Consider the following 25,076-nt stretch of genomic DNA (forward strand, 5'->3'; position numbering starts at 1 on the left):
CCGCGCACCGTGCTCGACGACCTCAAGCGCGCCTGCCAGGCCAACGACTCCCACGCCACCCGCCAGGCCCTCGACGCCTGGGCTCGTCAACAACCCGAAACCCTGGCCGACATGGCCGCCCGCTTCGTGCCGCTGTCCGACGCCCTCGACGGCCTGAACGGCGCGCTCTACAGCGAAACCGGCCAGCATTGGCAAGGTGAGGAGCTGTGGCGGGCGATCAAGTCGATCCCGATTGCGGAGCGGGTTCAGGATCCGGTGGGTGACAGTGGCCTCCCGCCTCTGTATCCCAAATAAGATCAAAAGAATCGCAACCTCTGTAGGAGCGAGCTCGCTCGCGAAAAACACCCAGGCACCGAGTTTATTCAGAGTGGGCGCGTTATCGTTAACGTCCTTCGCGAGCGAGCTCGCTCCTACAGGTTTACGGCATTCCCCTGTTTGCCAGTAAACTCTCTCCCCTTTAGCCGCATTCATTTCCCACGCGGCCATTACCTTATTTCCTACGGAGCTCGCCTTGCGTCTGTTTCACACCTCCGACTGGCACCTTGGGCAGAACCTGCATGGCCAGGACCGCGATTTCGAGCACGGTTGTTTTCTTGAGTGGCTGTTGCGCCAGCTGAAGCTGGACCAGCCTGATGTGCTGTTGATCGCCGGCGATATCTTCGACACGGTCAACCCGCCGGTCAAAGCCCAGGAACGTCTCTACGATTTCATCGTCAGCGCACACGAACAACAGCCGAAGCTGACCATCGTGATGATTGCCGGCAACCACGATTCCGGCTCGCGCATCGAATTGCCCGCGCCGCTGATGCGCCGTTTGCGCACCCATGCCCTGGGTCGTGTGCTGTGGCAGGATGACGGTCAACTGGATGCCGAGCGCCTGCTGCTGCCATTGCCGGATGCCAAGGGCAAGACCGTCGCCTGGTGCCTGGCACTGCCGTTCCTGCGTCCCGCCGAAGTCACTGGCGCGCACCTGGGCGACAATTATTTGCGTGGCATCGGCCAGGTTCACGAATGGCTGATCGAAGCGGCGAACGCCAAGCGCAAGCCGGGCCAGGCGCTGATTGCCATCAGCCACGCGCACATGGCCGGCGGCTCAGTGTCGGAAGACTCCGAACGCAGCCTGATCATCGGCAACGCCGAGGCCCTGCCCGCCAGCCTGTTCGGGCCGAGCATCAGCTACGTCGCCCTGGGTCATTTGCACAAGCCGCAGAAGGTCAACGGTGAAGAACGCATTCGCTACTGCGGCTCGCCGATTCCGTTGTCGTTTTCCGAAATTGGCTACAAGCATCAGATTCTAGACATCACGCTCAAGGGCGAAACCCTGGTCAGCGTCGAGCCGAAACTGATTCCCCGCGCCGTGAACCTGCAACGCGTTGGTCCGGCGCCACTGGCGGACATCCTGCTGCAACTGGCCGACCTGCCGAACATCGATTTGCTGGCCGACCTTCAGCGCCAACCCTGGCTGGAAGTCCGGGTGCGCCTTGATGAGCCGCAACCGGATCTGCGCAACCAGATAGAAACCGCCCTGCAAGGCAAGGCCGTGCGACTGGTGCGCATCGCCGCCGAGTACGCCGGTAACGGCGGGCGCGACGGGGTCGATGACGGCGCCACGCTGATCGAGCTCGATCAGCTGACGCCCCAGGAATTGTTCAGCCGCGCCTGGCAGGACAACTACGGCAGCGAGGTCGATGAGCAAACCCTCAAGGACTTTGCCGAGCTGCTGCAGGACGTGCAGATGGAGAGCGAGCAACCATGAAAATCCTCGCGATTCGCCTGAAAAACCTGGCCTCGCTGGCCGGACCTTTTGAAATCGACTTCACCGCCGAACCCTTGGCCAGTGCCGGTTTGTTCGCCATCACCGGCCCCACCGGCGCCGGCAAAAGCACCTTGCTCGATGCGTTGTGCCTGGCATTGTTTGGCGCCGTGCCGCGCCTGAGCAATGCACAAGTGTCGGCCAAGGCGCCGGACGCCGACGGCGAGATCAGCACGGGCGACCCCCGCACGTTGCTGCGTCGCGGCACGGGTGAAGGCTATGCCGAAGTCGATTTCGTCGGCATCGATGGCCGCCGCTACCGTGCACGCTGGGAAGCCAATCGTGCCCGGGAGAAAGCGGGTGGAAAGCTGCAAGCCAGCCGTCAGAGCTTGCGTGACATCGATCTGGATCAACTACTGGCCAGCCAGAAAGTCGACTTCAAAACCCAACTCGAATCCGTGCTGGGCCTGAACTTCGAGCAATTCACCCGCGCGGTGCTGCTCGCCCAGAGTGAATTCAGTGCCTTCCTCAAGGCCAACGACAACGAACGTAGCGAACTGCTGGAAAAACTTACCGACACCGCGCTCTATACCCGCCTCGGGCGCCGCGCTTTCGACAAGACCAAGGACGCCCGTGAAGCGCACAAGCTGTTGCAGGATCAGGCGACAGGCGTGACGCCGTTATCGCCCGAGGCCCGCGCCGAACTCGACGCGCGCTTCAACGAGGCGCAGCAACAGCTGAAGACGCAGCAGGCGCAGCTCAAGCAGCTTGAGTTGCAACACACCTGGCTCAAGGACCTGCGTCAGTTGCAGGACGAACAACTGAGCGCCACCGAGCAGTTGACCAGCGCCCGTCAGCACTGGGAAAGCCTGACCGGCGAACGCCTGAAACTGACGCGTCTGGAACAGCTCGCCCCGCAACGGCACCAGTTTGCGCGCCAGGCTGAACTCACGGCTCAGCTCACACCGCTGGCGGTGCAGATTCAACAACACACGCAGCGGCAAACTGAGCTGAACGAGCGTCAGGCGCAGCTCGAAAGCAGCTTGAGCACCGCACACACCGCCCTGATCGAAGCGCAACGCCAACACACGACCAGCGCACCGCTGCTGCGTCAGGCCTTCGAAGCGCAAAGCACCCTCGCCCGCCTGGTCAAGGATGCGAGCCTCAGCGCTGATCTCAAGCAACAGGCGGAACTGGCCTGCACCCAGGGCCAAAGCACGATTCAAGGGCTGCTCGACCAGCAGAAACAAGTCGCCGACCGCTTGCAGCGCATTGCCGGGGAGCTGGAACAAAGCACCCCGCTGGCGCCGCTGAGCGATGCATGGAATGCCTACCGCGATCGTTTGCAACAGCTGATGCTGATAGGCAATCGGTTGAACAAAGGCCAGGCTGAACTGGCCTCCCTTGAGCAAAATGCCTCCCGTGCGGCGCAAGAACTGACCGCGCAAAAGCAGCACCTGGAAGTGCTGTACAAGGAGGCCGGCGCCGAACCGGAAGCGGTGGCTGAGCAGATTCAGTTGCTCGGCACCCTGTTACAGGACAACCGCAAACAACTGCGCGCCTTCGAAGAACTGACACGCCTGTGGGCCAGCCAGCAGGAACTGGACAAGCGCGGTGCCGAGTTGCAACAGCGCCAGCTCGCGGTGCAGCAGGACCGTGAGCGCCTGACCCAGGATGGCGTCAAGACCAAGAACGAATTGGTGGTCGCCGAACAGACCCTGACCGTCACGCGGGAATTGCTTGAACGCCAGCGCCTGGCCCGCAGCGCCAGCGTCGAAGAACTGCGCGGGCAGTTGCAAGACGATCAGCCGTGCCCGGTGTGTGGCAGCCCTGACCATCCCTATCATCAGCCCGAAGCGCTGTTGCAAAGTCTCGGACGCCATGATGAAAGCGAACAGGCCAATGCGCAGCAGGCCGTCGACCTGCTGAAAGAAAAGCTCACCGATTTGCGCGGTGAAGTCGGCGGCTTGATCGCCCAGCAAAAAGAGCTGCTCCAGCAACAGGAACATCTCGCCACCCAACAACAAGGCCTGGCACCCAGCCTCGAAGCGCATCCATTGTCCGCGCAATTGTTGACCCAGGATGCCGGCAAACGTGATGCCTGGCTGGCGCAGCAAAACAGCCAGTTGAACCAAAGCATCACTCAGGACGAACAACGGCAAACCGCCCTGCTCACCCTGCAACAGGACGCCGCGCGCCTGCAGCAGCAACTGCGCAATGCCGAGACGGCGAACCAGCAAGCCGCCCAGCATCTGACCAATCAGCAGCGTGAGCTGGCCAGTGATCGCCAGCGTCTGGACGAAGAGTTGACGGCGTTCAGCACCCTGCTTCCGGCCGACACCCTGCAAGCCTTGCGAGACGAACCGGCCGCGACGTTCATGCAGCTCGACCGGCAGATCGCCCAGCGTCTGGAGCAACTTGAGCAGCAGCGCGACGAACTCGGCGAGCAGCAACAGCGCCAGCAAACGCTGGAGAAAGAACAGGATCGCCAGCAAACCCGTGCTCAGCAACTGGACGCCGCGCTCCAGCAGTTGAATGCCCTCACCGAGCAGCAACAGGCCTGCCAGCAAACACTGACTGAGTTACTCGGCTCGCACGCCAGTGCCGAACAATGGCAGCAGCAACTGGATCAGGCCGTCGAACAGACGCGCAACGCCGAAGCGGCGGCCAATCAGGAACTGCAAACCGTGCGCACGGGCCTCGTGCAACTGGCCGCGGAACTCAAAGCGCAGCAAGAACGCTCTCTGGCGCTTGAAGCCGAGGATCGCGAGCTGGCCAGCAAGATCGCCCACTGGCGCGCCTTGCACCCGGAGCTGGACGATGGCGGTCTGGAAGCGTTGTTGAGTGTCGACGACCAGCACGTCCGCGAGCTGCGTCAACAGTTGCAGCAAAGCGAAAAAGCCATCGAACAATTCACTGTGCTGCTGCAGGAGCGCGATCAGCGCCTGCTCAATCACCAGGCGCAGCACAACGGCAACTTCGATGCCGAGCAATTGGCAGCGGCGTTGACGGACCTGCAAAACCAGTTCAGTGCCGGCGAACAGCGCTGCGCCGAGTTGCGTGCCGAACAGGCCGAGGATCAGCGTCGGCAAAACGCCAATCAGGCGCTGGCGCAGCAGATCGCTGACGCCTACGCCGAGTACCAGCGCTGGGCGCGCTTGAATGCATTGATCGGGTCTGCCACCGGCGACACGTTCCGCAAGATCGCCCAGGCCTACAACCTCGATTTGTTGGTGCATCACGCCAACGTGCAATTACGGCAACTGGTGCGGCGCTACCGGCTCAAGCGTGGCGGCAGCATGCTCGGCCTGTTGGTGATGGACACCGAGATGGGCGATGAGCTGCGCTCGGTGCATTCGTTGTCCGGTGGCGAAACGTTCCTGGTGTCGCTGGCCTTGGCATTGGGGCTGGCATCGATGGCATCGAGCACGCTGAAAATCGAATCGCTGTTCATCGACGAAGGCTTCGGTAGCCTCGATCCGGAATCCCTGCAACTGGCCATGGACGCCCTGGACGGTTTGCAGGCTCAAGGACGCAAAGTTGCGGTGATTTCCCACGTGCAGGAAATGCACGAGCGGATTCCGGTGCAGATCCAGGTCCACCGCCAAGGCAACGGCCTGAGTACCCTGGAGGTGAAATGAATACGCTGTACTCTTTCCGCCGCTGCCCGTATGCCATGCGGGCGCGCATGGCGTTGCGTTACAGCGCGGTGGCGGTGGACATTGTCGAGGTCAGCCTCAAGGCGAAACCGCCCGAGATGCTTGCACTGTCTGGCAAAGGGACCGTGCCGGTGCTCAATGCCGACGGCCAGGTCATTGATGAAAGCCTGGACATCATGCGCTGGGCCCTGGCGCAGAACGATCCGCAGGACTGGTTGCTCAAGGATGATCCGGCTGGACAGGCGCACATCACGGCGCTGATCGACGAGAACGACCAGATATTCAAGGTGCACCTGAATCGCTACAAGTACGCCGAGCGTTATCCCGAGCAGCCGATGACGGTGTATCGAGCCGAGGGTGAGGTGTTTTTGCGCAAGCTTGATGAATTGCTGGAAGGTCGAGAGTATTTGCTGGCAGAGCATCCGAGCCTGGCGGACGTGGCGTTGATGCCGTTCGTACGGCAGTTCGCCCATGTCGATCGCGAATGGTTCGGGCAGTCGCCCTATGTGCGGTTGCAGGCTTGGTTGCAGCGGTTTCTGGATTCCGATTTGTTTATTGGCGTGATGCGCAAATAGCCACACACCCCTGTGGCGAGGGAGCTTGCTCCCGCTCGGTTGCGCAGCAACCGTAAACCGGCCGACACGACTTTCCTGAATAATTGAAGTTGTCGGTATTGGGGCTGCTTCGCAACCCAGCGGGAGCAAGCTCCCTCGCCACAGGTATTTTGTTGGTTGCTGGCTCTTACGCAAACACTTCACACATCTGCAACACCGAGCAATCCACCTGGAACGGGCCGAAGAAGTCGGCCTGGCGTTTCATGGGGGGATTGCCCGCCAGCAAGGCCATGGCCTGGTCGGTTTCAATGTTGCGGGCGAGGTTGTGGTTGGCCTCAATGGCTCGCGCCACGCCGCCTATCGAACCTTGCCCGATCCCCAGCAAGGAAAAGCCATTGGTGATGAAGGCCAGAAAGGCGATGAGCAAAAATTTGCAGCGATTCATGACCCGATCACTCCCGCACTGTCTGAATGATCAAGCGTCACGTTTTGCGCGCGGTGTTCAAACTGGATGGCGGGGTAAGCGACCTGTATCGGCGCTTCAATGGACTGCTGCGATTGCGCCGAAAGGCTGACAACCAACACCATGGTCACGTAAAGACCGATGACCAGGTAGGCGCCGTGTTTGGCAGAAGTGAGAATTGCGCTGGCCATGGTGTTCTCCGTGGGCATGTTTCAGAGCCCACAGAATCGATCAAAAAAGCGCTGATAACCACTCAGGGTTATCCATACTGAACATCAGCTTCGTTGATCATTAAAGCCGTCTATCTCAGTCTTCAATAAAACTCATCAAGCGCTCATGCGCCGCATCGGGCTCGCCTGGAATGGGCTGAACTGCCGAAATAATGGGCGTTGAGTAGAGAAACAGAAGAACCACTGCCAGACGCATCGCCATGCTTTCGAGCCTTGTCAGGGAAAAGGAGTCAAAAAATCAGCGTCAAATCTAAACGCATGGCCTGGTGATATCAAGGACTACATTGATGGCAATGTGATGCTGTCGTAAACGCGTTATGCAGGAGCGACATCACTCAGGTTTCTCGAGGCTTTTCAGCCCGATCGACGCAAGTGACTTCGCTCCTGCATAAAAGGTGCAGGGCAAACATTTCAAGCTTGGGTTTTGTGATCCAGCGCCGCGTAGAAGTTGGCGCTCTGTTGCAGGTATTTCTGGGTGTAGCTTTGGGAGTGGGATTTTTTGCTGTTGATTTCAACGTTGGCGCTGGCTGGCAGAGCAACGGTGGCGGAGATAGCGGAGGCTGCGATCAAAGAGAAGAGATTGAAGTTCATGGCGGTATTCCTCGGATTCAGTTGGCTTGCTTGCCCGTTGGGGCCGTGAAGCAAACTTAACCCCCGAGGGTCCGCGCCTGAAATCCTTTGTAGCATTAGCAGATATCAGCGTCATTAATAGAAGGTCGCAGGCCCCATCAACCGGGGCCTGCGGCTTATTGACGCAGCAGAAACTTGAGGTCGCTCGGGGCGTCCATCGGCAGTTTTTGCACGGTATTGCCCAAAAGACCGGTATCGGCATCGCGCTCGATCACGACAATCTGGTTACTTTTCTGGTTGGCAATCAGCACGAACTTGCCGCTTGGGTCGAGGCTGAACTCCCGTGGGTGGTCACCCTCGACGGAACGCCGCTGCAGTTCCTTGAGCTGGCCGGTCGCCGGGTCAATGGCGAACACCAGCAGCTGATTGGCCGTGCCGCGGTTGCTGACGTAAAGGAATTTACCGTCCGCCGAAGCGTGCAAGGCCGCAGCGGCCTTGTCCGACGTTGGCTGACCTGCCGCCAGGTCGACCATCTGCGTTTGCTCAAGCTTTCCGTCCTGATAGTCGAACACGGCCACCTGAGCGGTCATTTCCATGGTCAGCCAGGCGTGCTTGCCATCAGCGCTGAACAGCAAGTGCCGCGGCCCGCTGCCCGGCGGCAGCTGAACGAACGCAGGATCGGCGGCAATCAACGGCAGTTGCGGGTTGGCCTTGGGGTTGAAACGGTAAACAAAGACCTTGTCGGCCCCCAGATCGTTGGAAAACACGTAATTGCCATCGGGGGACGAGATCGTCGAATGCACGTGCCCCGACATCTGCCGCTCGGGATTGACCCGGCTGGACGGATGACTGCTCATCTGCACCACGGCTTTAAGCTTGCCGTCGGCACCGACCGGCAACACCGCCAGGGTCCCACCCGGGTCTTCAGACACCGAGTAGTTGCTGACGAACAAATGGCTGGCATCACCGCTGAGGCTGGAGTGCGTCGGTTCGTTACCCAGGCTCTGCACCTGACTGATCAGGCTCAGCGCATGGGTTTTGGGGTTGATCGCAAAACTGCTGACGCGCCCTACCGGATCGGTTTGCCCCGGGCCATTTTCGTTGACCACAAACAGCTGGCGCTGATCCTTGGACAGGGTCAGCCACGACGGATTTTCGCTTTTGACCACTTGCAACGGTTTGGCACTGATCTGTCCGGTGCTGCTGTCGAAGTTCAGGCGATAAATGCCCTGGCTCTGGCCGGCGGTGTAAGACCCGACCAGCAGCTGATAGGTGTCGGCAAAGGCGGCCTGGGCGCCCATTGCGCCAATGCTGCCCGCCATCAACAGTGGCCAGAGATTACGCATCCTCATTCGCTTCTTCCTCGTCGTCGCCACCGCTGAAGGCGGTCATGCACACCAGCCGGTGCTCGCCGGAATCACCGGTGATTACCCAGCTTTGCAGTGTGGCGTCGAACGTCGCGGCGGCAATTTGCGCCGGGGTGAATTCCCAGTGTTTTGCGGCCCGGCCGTCCATGCATTCGATGTGCAGGTTATCGAACTCGTCGAGAGAAAATTCGAAGGCGTGCAGGCCGTCGATTTCAACCATGTCGCTGTGTTCGAGGGTGTAAAGCAGGGTGTCGGTTGCGGCAGTCATGGCAGTCAAATCTTTGGAGGGAAAGACGCAATGATAGCTCAATGTGGGATGGGCCTACTGTCGATCACACACTCCCGCATCACCGCTATCCCCTGTAGGAGCGAGCTTGCTCGCGATAGCGGTGTGCCAGTCGACACTAATGTTGAATGTCAGGCCGCATTCGCGAGCAAGCTCGGCTCCTACAGGGGATGTGGGTTGCCGTTAGAGCGCATCGCGGGACGGCTGGCCATCCACCAGGCGCTGAATGCGCAACGGATTGCCGTTCTTCAACGCATCCGGCAGCAAGCTGTCGGGATAGTTCTGGAAGCAAACCGGCCGCAGGAAACGGTCAATCGCCAAGGTGCCCACCGACGTACCGCGTGCATCCGACGTCGCCGGATACGGTCCGCCATGAACCATCGAGTCGCAGACTTCGACACCGGTCGGGTAACCGTTGAGCAGGATTCGTCCCACCTTCTGCTCGAGTAACGCCGTCAGCTCACCGAACTGCTCGAAGTCCGCCGGCTCGCCAATGATCGTTGCCGTGAGTTGGCCATGCAGGCCATTCAACGCCGCGCTCAGTTGCGCCTGATCCGCCACTTCGACAAACACCGTGGTCGGGCCGAAGACTTCTTCCTGCAAGACTTCATCGCCCTCAATCAGCAAGCTGACATCCGCCTTGAACAACTGCGGCTGAGCCTGATTGCCTTGCTGCGCATGCCCCGCCAGATGTTCGATGCCGGGATGAGCGAGCAGTTTGTGCAAGCCTTTGCCATAACTGTCCAGAGTGCCGGCGTTGAGCATGGTTTGCGCGGGCTGATCACCGATGAGCGCAGCCACTTGCTGCACGAACGCACTGAACTGCGGCGAACGAATACCGATGACCAGACCGGGATTGGTACAAAACTGACCGCAGCCTTGAACCACCGACGCGGTCAGCTCACGGGCGACCGTTTGCGCCCGCGCCTCAAGCGCCTGGGGCAGAACGATCACAGGGTTGATGCTCGACATCTCGGCGAACACCGGAATCGGTTGCGGGCGCGCCGCGGCCATGTCGCACAACGCACGGCCACCCTTGAGCGACCCGGTGAAGCCGACCGCCTGAATGGCCGGATGCTTGACCAGCGCTTCGCCCACCCCACCGCCGTAGATCATGTTGAACACGCCGGCCGGCATGCCGGTCTTTTCTGCTGCGCGGATGATCGCGTCAGCGACCTGCTCCGCCGTTGCCATGTGCCCGCCATGGGCCTTGAACACCACCGGGCAACCGGCGGCCAGGGCCGATGCGGTGTCGCCGCCCGCCGTGGAAAACGCCAAGGGAAAATTGCTGGCGCCAAACACTGCGACCGGGCCAAGACCAATGCGGTATTGGCGCAGGTCCGGACGTGGCAACGGCTGGCGTTCCGGCAGCGCCCGATCAATCCGTGCTCCGTAGAAATCACCGCGGCGCAGCACTTTGGCGAACAGGCGCATCTGGCCGCTGGTGCGACCGCGCTCACCCTGGATACGCCCGGCTGGCAACGCCGTTTCGCGGCAGACCACGGCGACGAAGTCATCGCCCAACGCGTCCAGCTCATCGGCGATGGCATCGAGAAACTGCGCGCGACGTTCAGCGCTCAGGCTGCGATACGCCGGGTAAGCCGTCGCGGCGGCCTGGGCGGCGGCATCGACTTCCTCAGACGAGGCCTGGAAGAAAGTGTGAGGCAACGCTTCGCCGGTGCTGGCGTCGACGCTCTGGAGGGTGACGGTGCCAGCCGCGCTGCGTTGGCCGCCGATGTAGTTGTGGCCGAGTATCTGGGTCATGCAAACCTCCTTAAAGGGTGCCGATGGTGCCGGGTTCGAACGCGGCTTCCACCGGCGCAATGCCGTTGATCAACGGTGCGCCGAACTCAGCCTGACTGATTTCGAACACGTCACCTGGCCGGGTACGAACTCCGTCGGCAAAGGACAGGGTCGCAGTGCCGAAGAAATGAATGTGCACGTCGCCCGGGCGCAGGAACTGGCTGTATTTGAAATGGTGATATTCGAGGTTTTCCAGACTGTGGCACATGTTGGCCTCGCCGCTGAGAAACTCGTTCTGCCACAGCACTTCACCATCACGCAGAATGCGGCTGGTGCCGGCCAGGTGTTGAGGCAATTCGCCGACCCGAAGTTCCGGACCATAACTGCAACTGCGCAATTTGGAATGGGCCAGGTACAGGTAATTCTTGCGTTCCATGACGTGGTCGGAGAACTCGTTGCCCACTGCAAAACCGAGGCGATACGGTTTGCCGTCGTGGCCGATGACATACAGGCCGCCAAGCTCGGGCTCTTCACCGGCGTCTTCGGCGAAGGGTGGCAGCGGGAACGGCGCGCCTGGGCGCACGACGATGCTGCCATCGCCCTTGTAGAACCATTCCGGTTGCACACCGGCCTGCCCCGCCGCCGGTTTGCCCCCCTCCACGCCCCACTTGAAGATACGCATGGTGTCGGTCATCGCCGATTCGTCACCGGCTTGTTGATGCATTTTGTCCCGTGCTGACGCGCTCCCCAGATGGGTCAGACCGGTGCCGCTGACCAGCAGGTGCGCCGGGTCCGGGTGGTCCAGCGGCGGCAGGATGCGCAGCGTGGCCAGCAGCTCTGCGTAGTCATGGTTGATGCCCAGGCCCAGGGCGTGTACCTGTTGCTCAAGATTGACGCCGGCCTCGATGGCGGCCAGCGCGAGATCGCGTACGGTGCGGGCGTCCTGTACTTCTCGCACCAGATCGCCCTCGACCACGCCCACCCGGCGTTCGCCGTTACTCAATTCAAACTGAACCAAACGCATGGAGTTTCTCCTAAACAAATTTCAAATCCGACGCAGCCCCTCCCCCTGTAGGAGTGAGCCTGCTCGCGATAGCGATCTAACCTTCAACATCTATGCAAGCTGACACTCCGCTATCGCGAGCAGGCTCGCTCCCACAGTTGATCGGGGGTGATGTCTCAGGTGCGGGTTGCGCCACGGGCGCTGGCGGCGAACTGGTCAGCCGGCAGCACATGTTTGCGTTCCAGCAGGCGATAAACGACACCCGTCAGCACCAGTCCAACCAGCATCACGCCGGACAGGAAATACAGCCCCGACGCCAGATTGCCGGTGTACTCCTTCAGCGCCCCGATCACGAACGGGCCGATGTAGCCGCCGAGATTACCCACCGAGTTGATCAAGGCGATCCCCGCCGCCGCACTCGCGCCGGCAAAGAACCGGCCCGGCAAGGTCCAGAACACTGCCGTGCAGGAAAACAACGCGAACGCCACCAGGCACAGCGCCGCCAGTTGCAGCACCGGCACCGACAGCCACGCGCTGAGGAACAGGCCGATGGCACCCAACACGTAAAGCACCGCCAGGTGACCGTAGCGATCGTTCAAGCGGTCGGAACTGCGCGGGATGATCAGCAAACCGATGATCCCGAAGAGGTATGGCACCGCGGACACAAACCCGGTCACCAGATCGGTGCCGCCGAACTGCTTGATCAGCGTCGGCAACCACAGGCCCAGGCCATAAATGCTCAATGTCACCGGCAAATAGAACAACGCCAGCAGCAACACCCGCTTGTCCTTCAGGGCGTGCAACGGGTTGCCGTGGCGGGTTTGGCCATAGGCGTCCAGGTCCTTTTTCAACTCGCCGGTCAGCCAGTCCTTTTCAGCCTGATCCATCCATTTCACTTGTTGCGGGCCGTCCGGCAGGTAACGCAGGACCGGCCAGGTCAGCAGGATCGCCGGGGTGCCGATGACAATGAACAGCCACTGCCAGCCGTGCAGGCCGAGGGTGCCGTCCATGCCGAGCAGGCCGCCGGCTACCGGGCCGGTGATCATCATCGCGATGGGTTGGGACAGGATGAACAGCCCGAGAATCTTGCCGCGATGGCGAACCGGGAACCATTGGGTGATGTAGTACAGAACGCCGGGGAAGAACCCGGCTTCGGCGGCGCCGAGCAGGAAGCGCATCACGTAGAAGCTGTTCGGCCCCTGGACGAAAGCCATGCCGATGGTGATGGCGCCCCAGGTGACCATGATCCGCGCAAACCAGCGCCGCGCACCGAAGCGGTCGAGCATCAGGTTGCTGGGGATTTCCAGCAGGAAGTAACCGATGAAGAACAGTCCGGCGCCCAGGCCGTAAGCCGCGTCGCCCAGGCCGATATCGGCGCCCATGTGCAGCTTGGCGAAGCCTACGGCGGAGCGATCCACATAGGCGATCAGGTACAGCAGGATCAGGAAGGGAATCAGTTTCAGCGTGATGCGACGTATCAGCCGCAGTTCCTGGCTCATGAGATCGGTCTCCGATTGTTGTTGTTATAGAACCTCGGGGGACGCCTCTCGCTGAAGGCAACCAGGGCCATCCCTCCGTTGAAAACGACTATATAGTATTACTAATTACCCAACAACACTTCCAAAGCGCCGATTTTGCGCTTATGTTACGCCTCAGCTCGAACAATATAGTCATACAATAAGAGAACCGATCATGTCTGATAAGAAACCCACCCTGCGCTCCGCCCAATGGTTTGGCACTGCCGACAAGAACGGCTTCATGTACCGCAGCTGGATGAAGAATCAGGGCATCGCCGACCACCAGTTCCAGGGCAAACCGATCATCGGCATCTGCAACACCTGGTCGGAACTTACCCCGTGCAACGCGCATTTCCGCCAGATCGCCGACCACGTCAAGCGCGGCGTGATCGAGGCAGGCGGTTTCCCGGTGGAATTCCCGGTGTTCTCCAACGGCGAATCCAACCTGCGCCCCACCGCCATGTTCACCCGCAACTTGACCAGCATGGACGTCGAAGAGGCGATTCGCGGTAACCCGATTGACGGCGTGGTGCTGCTGACCGGTTGCGACAAAACCACCCCGGCGCTGCTGATGGGCGCAGCCAGTTGTGACGTGCCGGCCATCGTCGTCACCGGCGGACCGATGCTCAACGGCAAGCACAAGGGCCAGGATATTGGCTCGGGCACCGTGGTCTGGCAGCTCAGCGAACAGGTTAAAGCCGGCACCATCACCATCGACGACTTCCTCGCGGCCGAGGGAGGGATGTCCCGCTCGGCTGGCACGTGCAACACCATGGGCACCGCCTCGACCATGGCGTGCATGGCTGAAGCACTAGGCACTTCCCTGCCCCACAACGCAGCCATTCCGGCCGTTGATGCGCGCCGTTATGTGTTGGCGCACATGTCCGGCATGCGCGCCGTGGAGATGGTTCGCGAAGACCTGAAGCTGTCGAAGATCCTGACCAAGGAAGCCTTCGAAAACGCCATCCGCGTCAACGCCGCCATCGGTGGTTCGACCAACGCGGTAATTCACTTGAAAGCCATTGCCGGCCGCATCGGCGTGCAACTGGACCTGGACGACTGGACCCGTATCGGGCGCGGCATGCCGACCATCGTCGACCTGCAACCGTCCGGCCGCTTCCTGATGGAAGAGTTCTACTACGCCGGTGGCTTGCCCGCCGTGCTGCGCCGCCTCGGGGAAGCCAACCTGATTCCGAACCCGAACGCCTTGACCGTCAACGGCAAGACCCTCGGCGAGAACACCAAGGACGCGCCGATCTACGGCCAGGACGAGGTGATCCGCACCCTCGACAACCCGATCCGCGCTGATGGTGGCATCTGCGTGCTGCGCGGCAACCTGGCGCCGCTCGGTGCGGTGCTCAAACCGTCCGCCGCCACCGCTGAACTGATGCAGCACCGGGGGCGCGCGGTGGTGTTCGAAAACTTCGACATGTACAAGGCACGGATCAACGACCCGGAGCTGGACGTGGACGCCAACTCGATTCTGGTGATGAAAAACTGCGGGCCGAAGGGTTATCCAGGCATGGCCGAAGTCGGCAACATGGGCCTGCCGGCCAAGTTGCTGGCCCAAGGCATCACGGACATGGTGCGCATATCGGACGCGCGCATGAGCGGCACCGCGTATGGCACGGTTGTGTTGCACGTCGCGCCGGAAGCGGCTGCGGGCGGGCCTTTGGCGGCGGTGAAGGAAGGTGACTGGATCGAGCTCGATTGTGCCAACGGGCGTCTGCACCTGGACATTCCCGATGCCGAACTGGCCGCTCGCATGGCCGACCTGCAACCGCCGCAGCAGATGATCCTGGGCGGCTATCGCCAGCTGTACATCGACCACGTGCTGCAGGCGGACCAGGGCTGCGATTTTGACTTCCTGGTCGGCTGCCGCGGCGCCGAAGTGCCGCGCCACTCTCACTAACCTCTGTTACGTCTGCAACCACAACAAAATCTGTGGCGAGGGAGCTTGCTCCCGCTCGGTTGCGAAGCAGCCGCAAAATCATCCGAAGCGGTCTGCCTGAGATAATTCAACCGTCCATATTGGGGCCGCTTCGCGGCCCAGCGGGAGCAAGCTCCCTCGCCACAGGGCATTCGCAGAGTTCGGATCGGATGAATGCTCGCCGCGCCTGTTATCATGCGCAGCACCCCCATCCCACAGGATCGCGCCGTTCCCCATGGATTACCGCAAACCCTCCGACCGCAAAAGCATGCACTCGCGCATCGTCCAGGAACTGGGCATGCAGATCGTCTCGGGGCGCTTCAAGCCCGACGACAAACTGCCCGCCGAAGCCCTGCTGTGCGAGGAGTACGCGGTCAGCCGCCCGGTGCTGCGCGAGGCTACACGTGTGTTGGTCGCCAAAGGCCTGGTGTATTCGCGGCCGCGGGTGGGCACGGTGGTCAAGCAGCGCAAGGAATGGCACATGCTCGACCCGGACGTGCTGCACTGGCTGATGCAAAGCAGCCCGCAGAACGAATTTTTCGATCTGCTGACCAGCGTACGCAGCATCATCGAACCGGCGGCGGCCGCCCTCGCCGCGCAATTTGCTACCGATGCCGACATCGCCTCCATCGGCGAGGCATACCAACGCATGGAGGCCGCGCCGACTCCGGAAGCGCTGCTGCAACCGGACCTGGATTTCCACAGCCGCATCGCCGATGCCACCCACAACGACTTGTTGGCGAACCTGTGCAACATGCTGTCGGTGGCGATCGCCGAAGCGTTGAAGCATTCCAACCAGCGACCGAACCTGCATGAACTGGCGCTGCCACGGCACAAGGCGATTCTCACCGCCATCGAGAACCGCGACGCGCTGGGCGCACGGCATGCGACGCTGGTGCAACTGGATGATGCGCGCAGTGCGTTGAACGTAGTGCTCGGTTCCGACCCCGCATAACTGATACCCCCTGTAGGAGCGAGCTCGCTCGCGATGGACGTCAACGATAACGCGGGCTGCCTGGATGAACGCGTCGTCTGTGCGTTTTTCGCAAGCAAGCTCGCTCCTGCAAGGGGTTGTGTCGAATCTGGGATTTGATGAAGCCCTGGCAGATCACACCGCTCAATGTGCGGTACCCGGCTACCGCACATCCCCTTCCTTTTGGTTTTACGTTGAGGCACCACTCATGCAAAGGATTGCATCATGCCCACGTCTGCTTCACCGCCCACAAGCGACACCGACATCATTGCGCGCGCGGTCCACGCCCGATTCAACGCCCGACCAACCCTACGTACCGAAGTGTCCCGAATGCTCAAGGACGGCATTCTGGAAAAGTACCCAGAAATGGCGTTCGCCCCCGAGCGAACCAAAGTGGCCCAACCGATCCCGGACGGTGCCTGGCGCCTGACACCGCTTCTGGACATGGTGCTGGACTATCTGGCCAGCGGCGTGCTTCCCGATTTCAGTGAACAATTCGGTCGAAGCTGCTTTTTGACTAACCGTGCTCCCGCACAGCTCTCCGTCGACCCAGCGACGTCACGACTGCCCGACATGCACGTCATCGCAGCGATCGTCAGTGAATTACCCGTCATTCTCTACATCGGCTTTCAGGAGTCATTGACGAGTTGCTGGAACGAAAAAGACGACACCGGCATCAGCCGCTGGCAATGGTTGAGTGATCTGCTCGTCGGCGTATTGAAGACCACCGCGACGCGCCTGGCGGAAAGCAATGCGTCAGCAGCAGAAGTGCTCATGGAACTGATCCGCCGTCCCGACAACCGGGAACGCCTCCAGCGACCATGGGCGAAAGGCACTATTGAAGCATGCACCCTTCAAACCACGCTGACCCGAGGCGAAGTGTCCATCACGCTGCAGACACCTGATCTCCTGGTGATTTGCGGTGATACTCATTTGTTGTGCAGCGTCACCGGCAACATTGAGTCTTTCCCGTCCCTGCAAGGCTTCGGTGACGCCTGGGGTGCGCGGTTTCAGCAAACCTTCACGGCCGACTCGATCACCTGGAAACGTTTCCAACCGGACGGCAACCTCTTCGACACCCAGGCAGCCCTGCTGCTGAACCAGCAACTGGAAGACCTGGAATCGCTCAAACTGCCTGCACGCCAAAGCCTGACGGATCTTGAAAAACGTTTTGATTCGATCACCGATGTGGCTGCGCGATTTATCGGCAGTGACAACCATGCGACGCACCTTAAACCCCTGCAGGCAACGATTCCCGGGTGGCTGCAAGGCGCAGGTGTCACGGATCGCATGGCGTGGCGTCAACACACGCTGTCGATGGCCAGCGTGAAACAGCAGACGCAAGGGCGTTCTTTTCACGATGGCCTTGTAGACCTTCGCACGTTCGCCAGCAATGCGCTGCATGAGCAAATGCTAAAGGACCACCCCCTGTCGCCCGGCTACAAGTCCGATGATCTGGAATTGACCTTTCATGTGCCCGTCGGCGACCTGGGCAGCGGCTACCTCGAACCTGTCCGAATGTCACTCACCGATCTGGCAATCCGCAATCTCGTGGGTAAGCCCAGAGGTCGAATGACCATTCGCCACACCCAAAATCAGCTGATTCTGGGTTGGACCACCGAGGCCTATTTACTGGATTTGGTCACTCGCGTCGATGTCGGGAAACATTACCCCGAATACATCGAGACGCAGCTGCTTGGAGACAACCCCGAGGCCAGGGAACGCCAGCGGTTGTTCGGCCTGGCACTGAGCATACAGTTGCCTCTGCGTGCCCTCGAACACTCAATCAAGGGAGAGCACGGCTTCACTTTCCTGGGCTATCGCTATGTCGATGCAGTGTTCCAGCCACTGGCCGCCGAGCGCGTCGTGGAGGAGCAGTCGATCGTCATCAGGCCATTGGCGTTTCAGCGCAAGGCCGGGGCTGCGTGTGATGGGGTCGGCAACATGTTTATCATCGAGCCCAAAGACCTGAACGCGGGAGGCCCGCACATCCTCTGCCGACCGCTGTATTCAGACCCCCTGCAGCAATATTCCAGTCGTCAGGCGTTGCTGAGCGCCATTGGGCAACCCGGGCCATTGCAAGCCAGCGTGCTGACCTGGTTGCCGGATCGCGCACGACCGATTTACGACAACAACGGGTTCAACGAACCCCACACTCTCCACTTCCATGCTGGTGACGAATTCACACTGCCTGAAAAACCAAAACCGGCGCTTCTGGCAGGCGACGAAGCGGTCGGTGACTGGCTCACCGCGATGGACGAAGGAAGATTGCTGGCCAGTCTGTTCGCCAGCAACGCACGCGCACTGATTGACCTGGCGGACCGCCAATCGGTTTCCAATGCCGAGAGTCGGTGGGCGATCATCCTCGAGGGTGGGTGGCTGGTGTTCAACAACCTGATTTTGCCGCTATTACGCGGCCCGGCCATGGTCGTGGGCTGGATGCTGCAGATCGCCCACAGCTTGATCAACGACCTTCCAGCGCTGGACAGTGATGACCCGAAGGCGCGCAACCAGGCATGGATCGATGTGCTGTTGAACATTGGCTTGCTGGTATTGCACGTGGCGCGAGGAGAAGCCGCCCCGGCACTGTCCGAAAGCGCAACACAGGAAATCCCTGATGCCCTCGCCGCCTTGCGCCGACCGCCCCAGGGATTTTCCTGGCCGACAGAGTCGACCATCACTCAGGACACGCCGGGCCTGCCCTCCGAGCCGCCGGGCAGCGGCAATACCTTGCTCGATTTCAACCTGTCCAGCGCGCGGGATTCGGCATCGGCCCGGTTGTTCAATACGCTGAGGGAGGTTCGGGTGCCTTGGCCAACACCGATGCCAGAGCCCATCAGCACCGGCGCTTTCAAAGGTTTGTACCGGATCGGAAATCTTTGGCACGCCAGCATTGCCGGCCTGCTGTTTCGCGTGAGTATCGTGCCCGGCTTCGGTGAGGTATTTCTCATCCACCCTGAACACCCGGACCATCCCGGCATCAAGCTCAAGACCAACGGCGAGGGCCGCTGGACGCTGGATCAGGGCTTGAAACTGGTGGGCGGCGGGCGCAACTCTCGAATCAACGCCCAGCGTGAAATCACGCAACAACGCATCAGTTTGCTGGAGCTCAACCGCCAGGAATTCGTGGACCAGCAAGCGCGGGTGCAGAAGCGCGTCGACATCGCCGAGAACCTGATGCAGTTGAAAAAGAACGACCCTGCCAGCAACGCGCTCGATCGCGCCACCTATAGGCAACGGTTCGATGCCGAGCTGGATAAACAGACCGAAAGCTACGCCACGCTCCTGGCCGAGATCAGGGAGTTGAGCGAATTGACCAAGTCCGATCCCGATCCTCTGCAACTGTGCAGCCTGTCGGAAAACCTGATCAACAATGCGCGCAAACGAATCGTCATCGCTGACTGGGAGCGTGAAGCTGCCGAACTGCAATACTCGGACTTGAAAAATGGCGTCGGGCATTTACATGACGCGATAATCCGCGAGGGCGATGTGGTGCTGGATCGCTACTTTGAGTTCATGCGCAAAACGTCCGACATCAACGAAACCATGATCAGGCTCCTGGACCAGGTAGACCGTCGCCTGCAGGAACTCAAACAGGTCCCGCGCCTGGGCATCGAGTACTGGAAACGACTGACCGGCAATAGGCCTGAAAATGAGATAACGGCACTGCGAGTCAAGAGCTACCAACTGAGTATCTTGCGCTTGCTCAGTCTCAAGGCCCTCGGCAGCAGCACCATGGGAGTGCTCGAGCGTACGCTCAGCCCTCTGCTGCTCCTGTCCCGCTCGCATGCCGAACTGCAAACGGAGCACACCTACACCGACAGCGACCGGATGGCCGTTCTGGAGAACCTGGTCGATCAGTACAACAAGGCACAGGACGGCCTCGAGGCGATCGGCATTTTCAGTACTGACGAACTGCAGGCACATCCCTTCAATCGTCTGCGTGAGCTCATTGACCAACTGCGTATTGATGCCGAGCAGCGTTTGGCGGAAGCGCTTCAACTGCTGCCGCAACCTGATGAACCGTCGACGTCCGCCCCCAAGCCGCCGGTGAAACGCCCCTGGTCATGGTCCAGCCGCAAGCGGGTGATCAAAACCGCCAAGGGCACCCTGATCGGCGATCTTCGCCAACGGGTCGCTCACCAGGAAGGCGACATTGTCGACATCAACCACCCATTCGAAGAAAGGCCGCTGGCTTCGTTCCACGAGCACGAACCCAATGTCTGGGTAGAAATAGTCGATGCCAGACCTGCAACGTCCAAGGTTTCACGCCCCTATCAACAGATCAAAGGTGAAGCGCGCAAGGCGCTGGCCGATGTCGATAAAAACGTACAGAAGGTCGAGGGTTACGCGCAACGGGCCAGTTCACCCAAGGAAATCGAAGAGCAATTGCAGCGAGAGGCACAAAAACTGATCGGGTATGCCGAGGGCCTGGAACAGCACGAAAGCCCTCCGGCCAACCGCGATCCAGATCTTTCGCTGATCAGCGGGCTCCGTGAAAAATCCACAATCCTCGACACCAAGGCCACCGAGCTCCGCACCCGTATGACCCTCGCGCGGCTGCCGACTAGCGAAGGTGTGGAGTACCTGCTGCGGCGCAATGCCATTTTTGCGCGAATCATCGGCGACCGGGTTCAACTGAAAACCGGACGCAAGGACTACATGCAAGAGTACGTGTTGTTGAATAACGACAATCAAAAACCCTGGTGGTATGGGCATTTTCACTACGCCAGCGCGGAGGATGCCAAGGCTGACTATACCCAGGCCCATCTCAAAACCAGGGAGCAACGCTACGAATCCTATGAGTCGGCCATGGCCAAGGCCAAGGACCCGAAGCAAAAAATCGATATCCATCATGGAATCATCAGCAGGGAACTGGCTATGAGTGATTTTCTGCCGCTGCAACCTCGCTGAGGTTTTAATCGCGCCTGACTCTAAAAGGTTTATGCCTGCCGCATACCCTGTAGGAGCGAGCTTGTCTCCGGGCGGCGTTCCGACGATGGACGTCAACGATAACGCGGGCATCTGGGTTCACGCGTCGCTCTCGAGTCCATCGCGAGCGAGCTCGCTCCTACAGGGTGTGCGGTGATCGGGCATAAAAAAGCCGCAACCCTGGTTGCGGCTTTTTGGTGTTGCCTGAGACTTAGTGGGCGAACAACGAGTTGCCCTTCTGCCCCGCCAGTTTCTCCGGCTTGATCAGGAATCGCGCCAGTGCCGGCAACAGCCACAGTGCGCCGAACATGTTCCAGAGCAGCATGAAAGTCAGCATCAGCCCCATGTCAGCCTGGAACTTGATGGCCGAGAAGATCCAGGTGCACACGCCGATGGCCAGGCACAACCCGGTGAACAATACCGCTTTACCGGTGGATTTCAGCGTCTGGTAATAGGCTTCCTGCAACGGCAGGCCGGCACGCAGGAAACTTTCGAGTCGGCTGTAGATGTAGATCCCGTAGTCCACGCCGATCCCCACGCCCAACGCCACCACCGGCAGGGTCGCGACTTTTACGCCGATGCCCATGAACGCCATGAGTGCGTTGCCCAGGACCGAGGTCAGCACCAGCGGCAACACGATGCACAAGGTCGCCGCCCAGGAACGGAAGGTGATCATGCACATGGTCGCAACGCAGATGTAGACGAGGATCAGGATGGTCAGCTCGGATTCCTTGATCACTTCGTTGGTCGCCGCCTCGATCCCGGCGTTACCCGCCGCAAGGATGAATTCCAGCCCTTCCTTGTTGTTCTCTTTGGCGAAGTCCTGCACCGCGTGAACTGCACGATCGAGCGTTGCAGCCTTGTGGTCGTTGAGGAATACCAGCACCGGGGCCAGGGAGCAGCTGTTGTTGTACAAACCATCGGCACGGGCGATGGAGTTGTTCAGCACGTCCGGGTTACGCGACAGGGTTTCCCACTTCAGGTTGCCCTCGTTCATGCCCTTGATCATCTGCTTGGACACGGTCACCAGCGAGACCGCGGACTGCACGCCCTCGGTGTTCTGCATCTTCCACATCAGCTCATCGATCGGCGCCATGGCTTCGTAGCGCGAGCAACCTTCCGCCTTGGTCTTGACCATCACCACCAACACATCGGAACTGGTGGAGTAGTTGCTGATGATGAAGTTGTTGTCCTTGTTGTAGCGCGAATCCGGGCGCAGCTCCGGTGCCCCTTGATCGAGGTCGCCAATCTTCAGGTTCTGGCTGTACCAGAGGCCGCCGCCGAATGCCAACAGGGCCAGGACAATGGACACCGGTGCAACTTTCGGGCTGGCAAAATTGGACAGCAGGCGCCAGAAAGGGTGCTCGCGGTGCGCGTCTTTCTTGCTGCGATCGACAGCGCGTTTACTGATGCCGACGTAGGAAATCGCGACCGGCAACAGGATCAGGTTGGTGAACACAATCACGGCCACGCCGATGGATGCGCCGATTGCCAGTTCACGAATCACGCCGATATCGATGATCAGCAGCGTGATGAAGCCCACCGCATCCGCGAGGATCGCGATCATCCCCGGCAGAAACAGTTGACGGAAGGTCCGCCGCGCGGCAGTCAGTGCGTTGTCGGCCTCGCTGGATTGCAAGGCAATCCCGTTGATCTTCTGCACGCCGTGGGAAATACCGATGGCGAAGATCAGGAACGGCACCAGCATCGAATACGGATCAAGCCCGAAGCCAAAGAAGTGCATCAGCCCCAGCTGCCAGACCACCGCCACCAGCGTGGTACTGAGTACCGCCACGGTGCTGCGCATGCAGTTGGTGAACCAGTAGAGCAGGATCAAGGTGATGATGAAGGCGACGCCGAAGAACATCACCACCATGACCAGGCCATCGATCAGGTCGCCGACTTTCTTGGCGAAACCGACGATGTGGATCTGGACATTGGGGTTCTGTTTTTCAAACTTGTCGCGGATCTTCTCTTCGAGTTCGTGGGAGAACTTGCGGTAGTCCAGGGCCAGCAACTTGCCCTGATCCTGCGGGTCCGGGTAGGACTCCAGCAGCGGGATATCGACGATGCTCGACTTGAAGTCGTTGGACACCAGGCGCCCGACCTGCCCGGACTTGAGCACGTTGTTGCGCAGCAGGTCGAGGCTCTGCTGGGAGCCGTTGTAGCTCTGGGGAATCACTTCACCGCCGGCGAAGCCTTCTTCCGTCACCTCGGTCCAGCGCACGCTCGGGCTCCACAACGACTTGAGGCCGGAACGGTCGACGCCGGAAATGTAGAACACCTCGTCGTTGATCTGACGCAGGGTCTCCATGTATTCCTTGGAGAAGATATCGCCGTCGGTGGCTTCCACCGAAATACGCACGGTGTTGCCCAGGTTCGCCAGATCGTTGCGGTGCTCCATCATCTTTTGGATGAACGGATGCTCGAGCGGGATCATTTTTTCGAAACTGGTGGACGGCCGGATCAGCGTGGCCTGCCAGAACAGGAAAATACTGACCAGCAGGCAGATCGTGATCACTGCCGGGCGGTTATTGAAAATCAGGCGCTCGAGAAACGTCGCCTTGTCCTGATGATGACTTGTCATGGATGTCATAGCTCCGCCCTTCTTATTATTTGCCCAGCTCTGAGCCGGTTGGCGAAGTAGCGCGAACGCCGCCCTGTCCTGCCAGAATCAAATTGCCGTTACCCGCCGCAGTCACCGCCGAAACGGAAATACGGTCCGGGCGGTTGAACACACTGAAGGTTTCGCCGTTGTCGCTGCTGCGGATGACCGAGCCACCGTTGCCGACGATCACGATGGAGCCGTCGTCGAGCAACGTTGCGCCGGACAGCCCGAACTCCAGCGCACCACGGGTCGCCTTCAACTCGACCGGCTCCCAGGTGGTGCCGAAATCAGTGGAGCGGAACAGGTTGCCACGCAGACCGTAGGCCAGCAGCGTGTTGGATTGTGCGGTGCCGATCACGCCGAACAGCGAGCCTTCGTATGGACCTTCAAGCTTTTCCCAGGTCTGGCCCCAGTCGGCCGAGCGGAACATGCTGCCCTGTTCGCCGACGATGAACAGCCCGGCATCCTTGACGGCGGCGATGCCGTTGAGGTGGTACTGGTCTTCGTTATCCAGGCGATCGCTGGCGTCTTCCCAGTGTTTGCCGCCGTCGGTGGTTTCCATCAACGAGCCATAGGCGCCCACGGCAAAGCCGCTGTTGACGTCCTTGAACCAGACGTCCAGCAGCGGCGATTCGCGTTTCAGGTCTTCGAATTGTTTGGTCCAGGTGACGCCGCCGTCTTCGCTGGCGAGGATCTGCGCGTCATGGCCTACGGCCCAACCGTGTTTGTCATCGACAAAATAGACGGAGGTCAGCAGCTGCCGGGACGGCACCTTGGCCTGGGTCCAGGTCTTGCCCTGATCATCGGAATACAGAATGTGCCCGCGATCCCCGACTGCCACCAGGCGATTGCCGGCGTGCACGACATCGAGCATCAGGCTTTTACTGGCCTTGGCGGATTCAACGGCATAGACCACGTCGGTTGCCGGCGCGGCAGCGGCCAGCGCAGGTGCCGACAACACGGCACAGCCCAATAGCGAAAGCGCTGTAGCCAGCATCGCGAACTTGCGCAGTGCCGGCGGGCGGCAGATACCCACACCCATGACAGGCTCACTCATAGACCTTCCCCCATTATTATTGTTAGGTCGTTAAACCCATCAGGGCGCCGTAAGGGGTGCTCGTTGTGATTGGCTTTTGGAGCATAGTCCTGAAATGCGCAATCTAGAGCCCCCTTCGGAAGCTGGCTTATCCTATCGGGGTTTGGAAAGGTCTGACAATCGACGCCACGTTATGTTTTGTTAACCTGAGGGGGAATGGGGTTGGGGTGAATGATTGGGTATCAGGTGGGGTGATTTCGTGGCTCTTGGGTTTGGGTTTGGGTTTGGGTTTGGGGTACATATCCGTTTTACCGTAACGGCGGCCATTGGTTTCGCCCTTACGGCGAGTCACTTGGAAAAGCGCCAAGTAACCAAGCGCTCTTGCCCCTTTCGTTCGGTGCCTCGCCTAGGCTCGGCATGCCCTCGCTCCGGTCCTGCTCCGTGGGCCCGCC

17 protein-coding genes and 1 pseudogene are annotated in these 25,076 nt (G+C 60.3%); 7 read left to right on the forward strand and 11 right to left on the reverse strand.

Annotation, left to right across the window (positions count from 1 at the left end):
* The 4 genes and pseudogenes from EJA72_RS13240 to EJA72_RS13255 form a co-directional block, all read left to right on the forward strand.
* Positions 1-294: pseudogene (locus EJA72_RS13240) on the forward strand (protein BatD); the annotation flags it as partial.
* 217 nt (positions 295-511) lie between these two features.
* Positions 512-1,756 carry an exonuclease SbcCD subunit D C-terminal domain-containing protein gene (locus tag EJA72_RS13245; protein WP_157711886.1) on the forward strand — a complete coding sequence of 415 codons (1,245 nt, stop codon included), beginning with the start codon at positions 512-514 and terminating at the stop codon, positions 1,754-1,756.
* Positions 1,753-5,394: an SbcC/MukB-like Walker B domain-containing protein gene (locus EJA72_RS13250; RefSeq protein ID WP_157711887.1), complete on the forward strand. Its 3,642-nt coding sequence runs from the start codon at positions 1,753-1,755 to the stop codon at positions 5,392-5,394. The genes EJA72_RS13245 and EJA72_RS13250 overlap by 4 nt, the downstream gene beginning before the upstream one ends.
* A complete protein-coding gene (locus EJA72_RS13255; protein WP_157711888.1) occupies positions 5,391-5,987 on the forward strand; it encodes a glutathione S-transferase in 597 nt (198 codons plus the stop codon). The genes EJA72_RS13250 and EJA72_RS13255 overlap by 4 nt, the downstream gene beginning before the upstream one ends.
* Before the next feature lie 166 nt (positions 5,988-6,153).
* Here EJA72_RS13255 and EJA72_RS13260 read toward each other — a convergent pair whose 3' ends face one another.
* The 9 genes from EJA72_RS13260 to EJA72_RS13295 form a co-directional block, all read right to left on the reverse strand.
* Entirely contained in the window at positions 6,154-6,411 is a 258-nt protein-coding gene (locus EJA72_RS13260; RefSeq protein ID WP_157711889.1) for a hypothetical protein, read from the reverse strand.
* Positions 6,408-6,620, reverse strand: coding sequence for a hypothetical protein (locus EJA72_RS13265; protein ID WP_157711890.1), 213 nt, complete (start codon positions 6,618-6,620; stop codon positions 6,408-6,410). Before EJA72_RS13265 ends, EJA72_RS13260 begins: the two co-directional genes overlap by 4 nt.
* Positions 6,621-6,735: 115 nt before the next feature.
* The gene (locus EJA72_RS29275; protein ID WP_256679688.1) at positions 6,736-6,861 is read right to left on the reverse strand and encodes a hypothetical protein; all 126 of its coding nucleotides are present in this window, start codon (positions 6,859-6,861) and stop codon (positions 6,736-6,738) included.
* A gap of 209 nt (positions 6,862-7,070) precedes the next feature.
* Positions 7,071-7,250 (reverse strand): hypothetical protein, encoded by a 180-nt coding sequence (locus tag EJA72_RS13270; RefSeq protein WP_157711891.1) that lies wholly within the window; start codon positions 7,248-7,250, stop codon positions 7,071-7,073.
* 155 nt (positions 7,251-7,405) lie between these two features.
* A complete protein-coding gene (locus EJA72_RS13275; protein ID WP_157711901.1) occupies positions 7,406-8,575 on the reverse strand; it encodes a lactonase family protein in 1,170 nt (389 codons plus the stop codon).
* Positions 8,568-8,864 (reverse strand): DUF5629 family protein, encoded by a 297-nt coding sequence (locus tag EJA72_RS13280; RefSeq protein WP_157711892.1) that lies wholly within the window; start codon positions 8,862-8,864, stop codon positions 8,568-8,570. Before EJA72_RS13280 ends, EJA72_RS13275 begins: the two co-directional genes overlap by 8 nt.
* A 201-nt stretch (positions 8,865-9,065) precedes the next feature.
* Positions 9,066-10,646: an aldehyde dehydrogenase (NADP(+)) gene (locus EJA72_RS13285; RefSeq protein ID WP_157711893.1), complete on the reverse strand. Its 1,581-nt coding sequence runs from the start codon at positions 10,644-10,646 to the stop codon at positions 9,066-9,068.
* A 10-nt stretch (positions 10,647-10,656) separates the two neighbouring features.
* A complete protein-coding gene (gene araD1 / locus EJA72_RS13290; protein ID WP_157711894.1) occupies positions 10,657-11,649 on the reverse strand; it encodes an AraD1 family protein in 993 nt (330 codons plus the stop codon).
* 155 nt (positions 11,650-11,804) lie between these two features.
* Positions 11,805-13,127, reverse strand: coding sequence for an MFS transporter (locus EJA72_RS13295; protein ID WP_157711895.1), 1,323 nt, complete (start codon positions 13,125-13,127; stop codon positions 11,805-11,807).
* A 193-nt stretch (positions 13,128-13,320) separates the two neighbouring features.
* On the opposite strand from EJA72_RS13295, the gene EJA72_RS13300 reads away from it, so the two are divergent.
* From EJA72_RS13300 to EJA72_RS13310, 3 genes are all read left to right on the forward strand, one after another.
* Entirely contained in the window at positions 13,321-15,057 is a 1,737-nt protein-coding gene (locus EJA72_RS13300) for an IlvD/Edd family dehydratase (RefSeq protein WP_157711896.1), read from the forward strand.
* Positions 15,058-15,310: 253 nt separating this feature from the next.
* Positions 15,311-16,030: a FadR/GntR family transcriptional regulator gene (locus EJA72_RS13305; RefSeq protein ID WP_157711897.1), complete on the forward strand. Its 720-nt coding sequence runs from the start codon at positions 15,311-15,313 to the stop codon at positions 16,028-16,030.
* Positions 16,031-16,273: 243 nt separating this feature from the next.
* Positions 16,274-20,962 (forward strand): dermonecrotic toxin domain-containing protein, encoded by a 4,689-nt coding sequence (locus EJA72_RS13310; RefSeq protein ID WP_157711898.1) that lies wholly within the window; start codon positions 16,274-16,276, stop codon positions 20,960-20,962.
* Positions 20,963-21,191: 229 nt separating this feature from the next.
* Here the strand turns inward: EJA72_RS13310 and EJA72_RS13315 are convergent, their stop codons facing one another.
* On the reverse strand, positions 21,192-23,567 hold the full coding sequence (locus EJA72_RS13315) for an RND family transporter (protein ID WP_157711899.1): 2,376 nt from the start codon (positions 23,565-23,567) through the stop codon (positions 21,192-21,194).
* Positions 23,568-23,592: 25 nt separating this feature from the next.
* Entirely contained in the window at positions 23,593-24,645 is a 1,053-nt protein-coding gene (locus tag EJA72_RS13320; RefSeq protein WP_157711900.1) for a YCF48-related protein, read from the reverse strand.
* Between the last annotated feature and the right edge of the window lie 431 nt (positions 24,646-25,076).

This window comes from Pseudomonas sp. PB120 (genome assembly GCF_009761815.1).
Taxonomy (GTDB): Bacteria; Pseudomonadota; Gammaproteobacteria; order Pseudomonadales; family Pseudomonadaceae; genus Aquipseudomonas.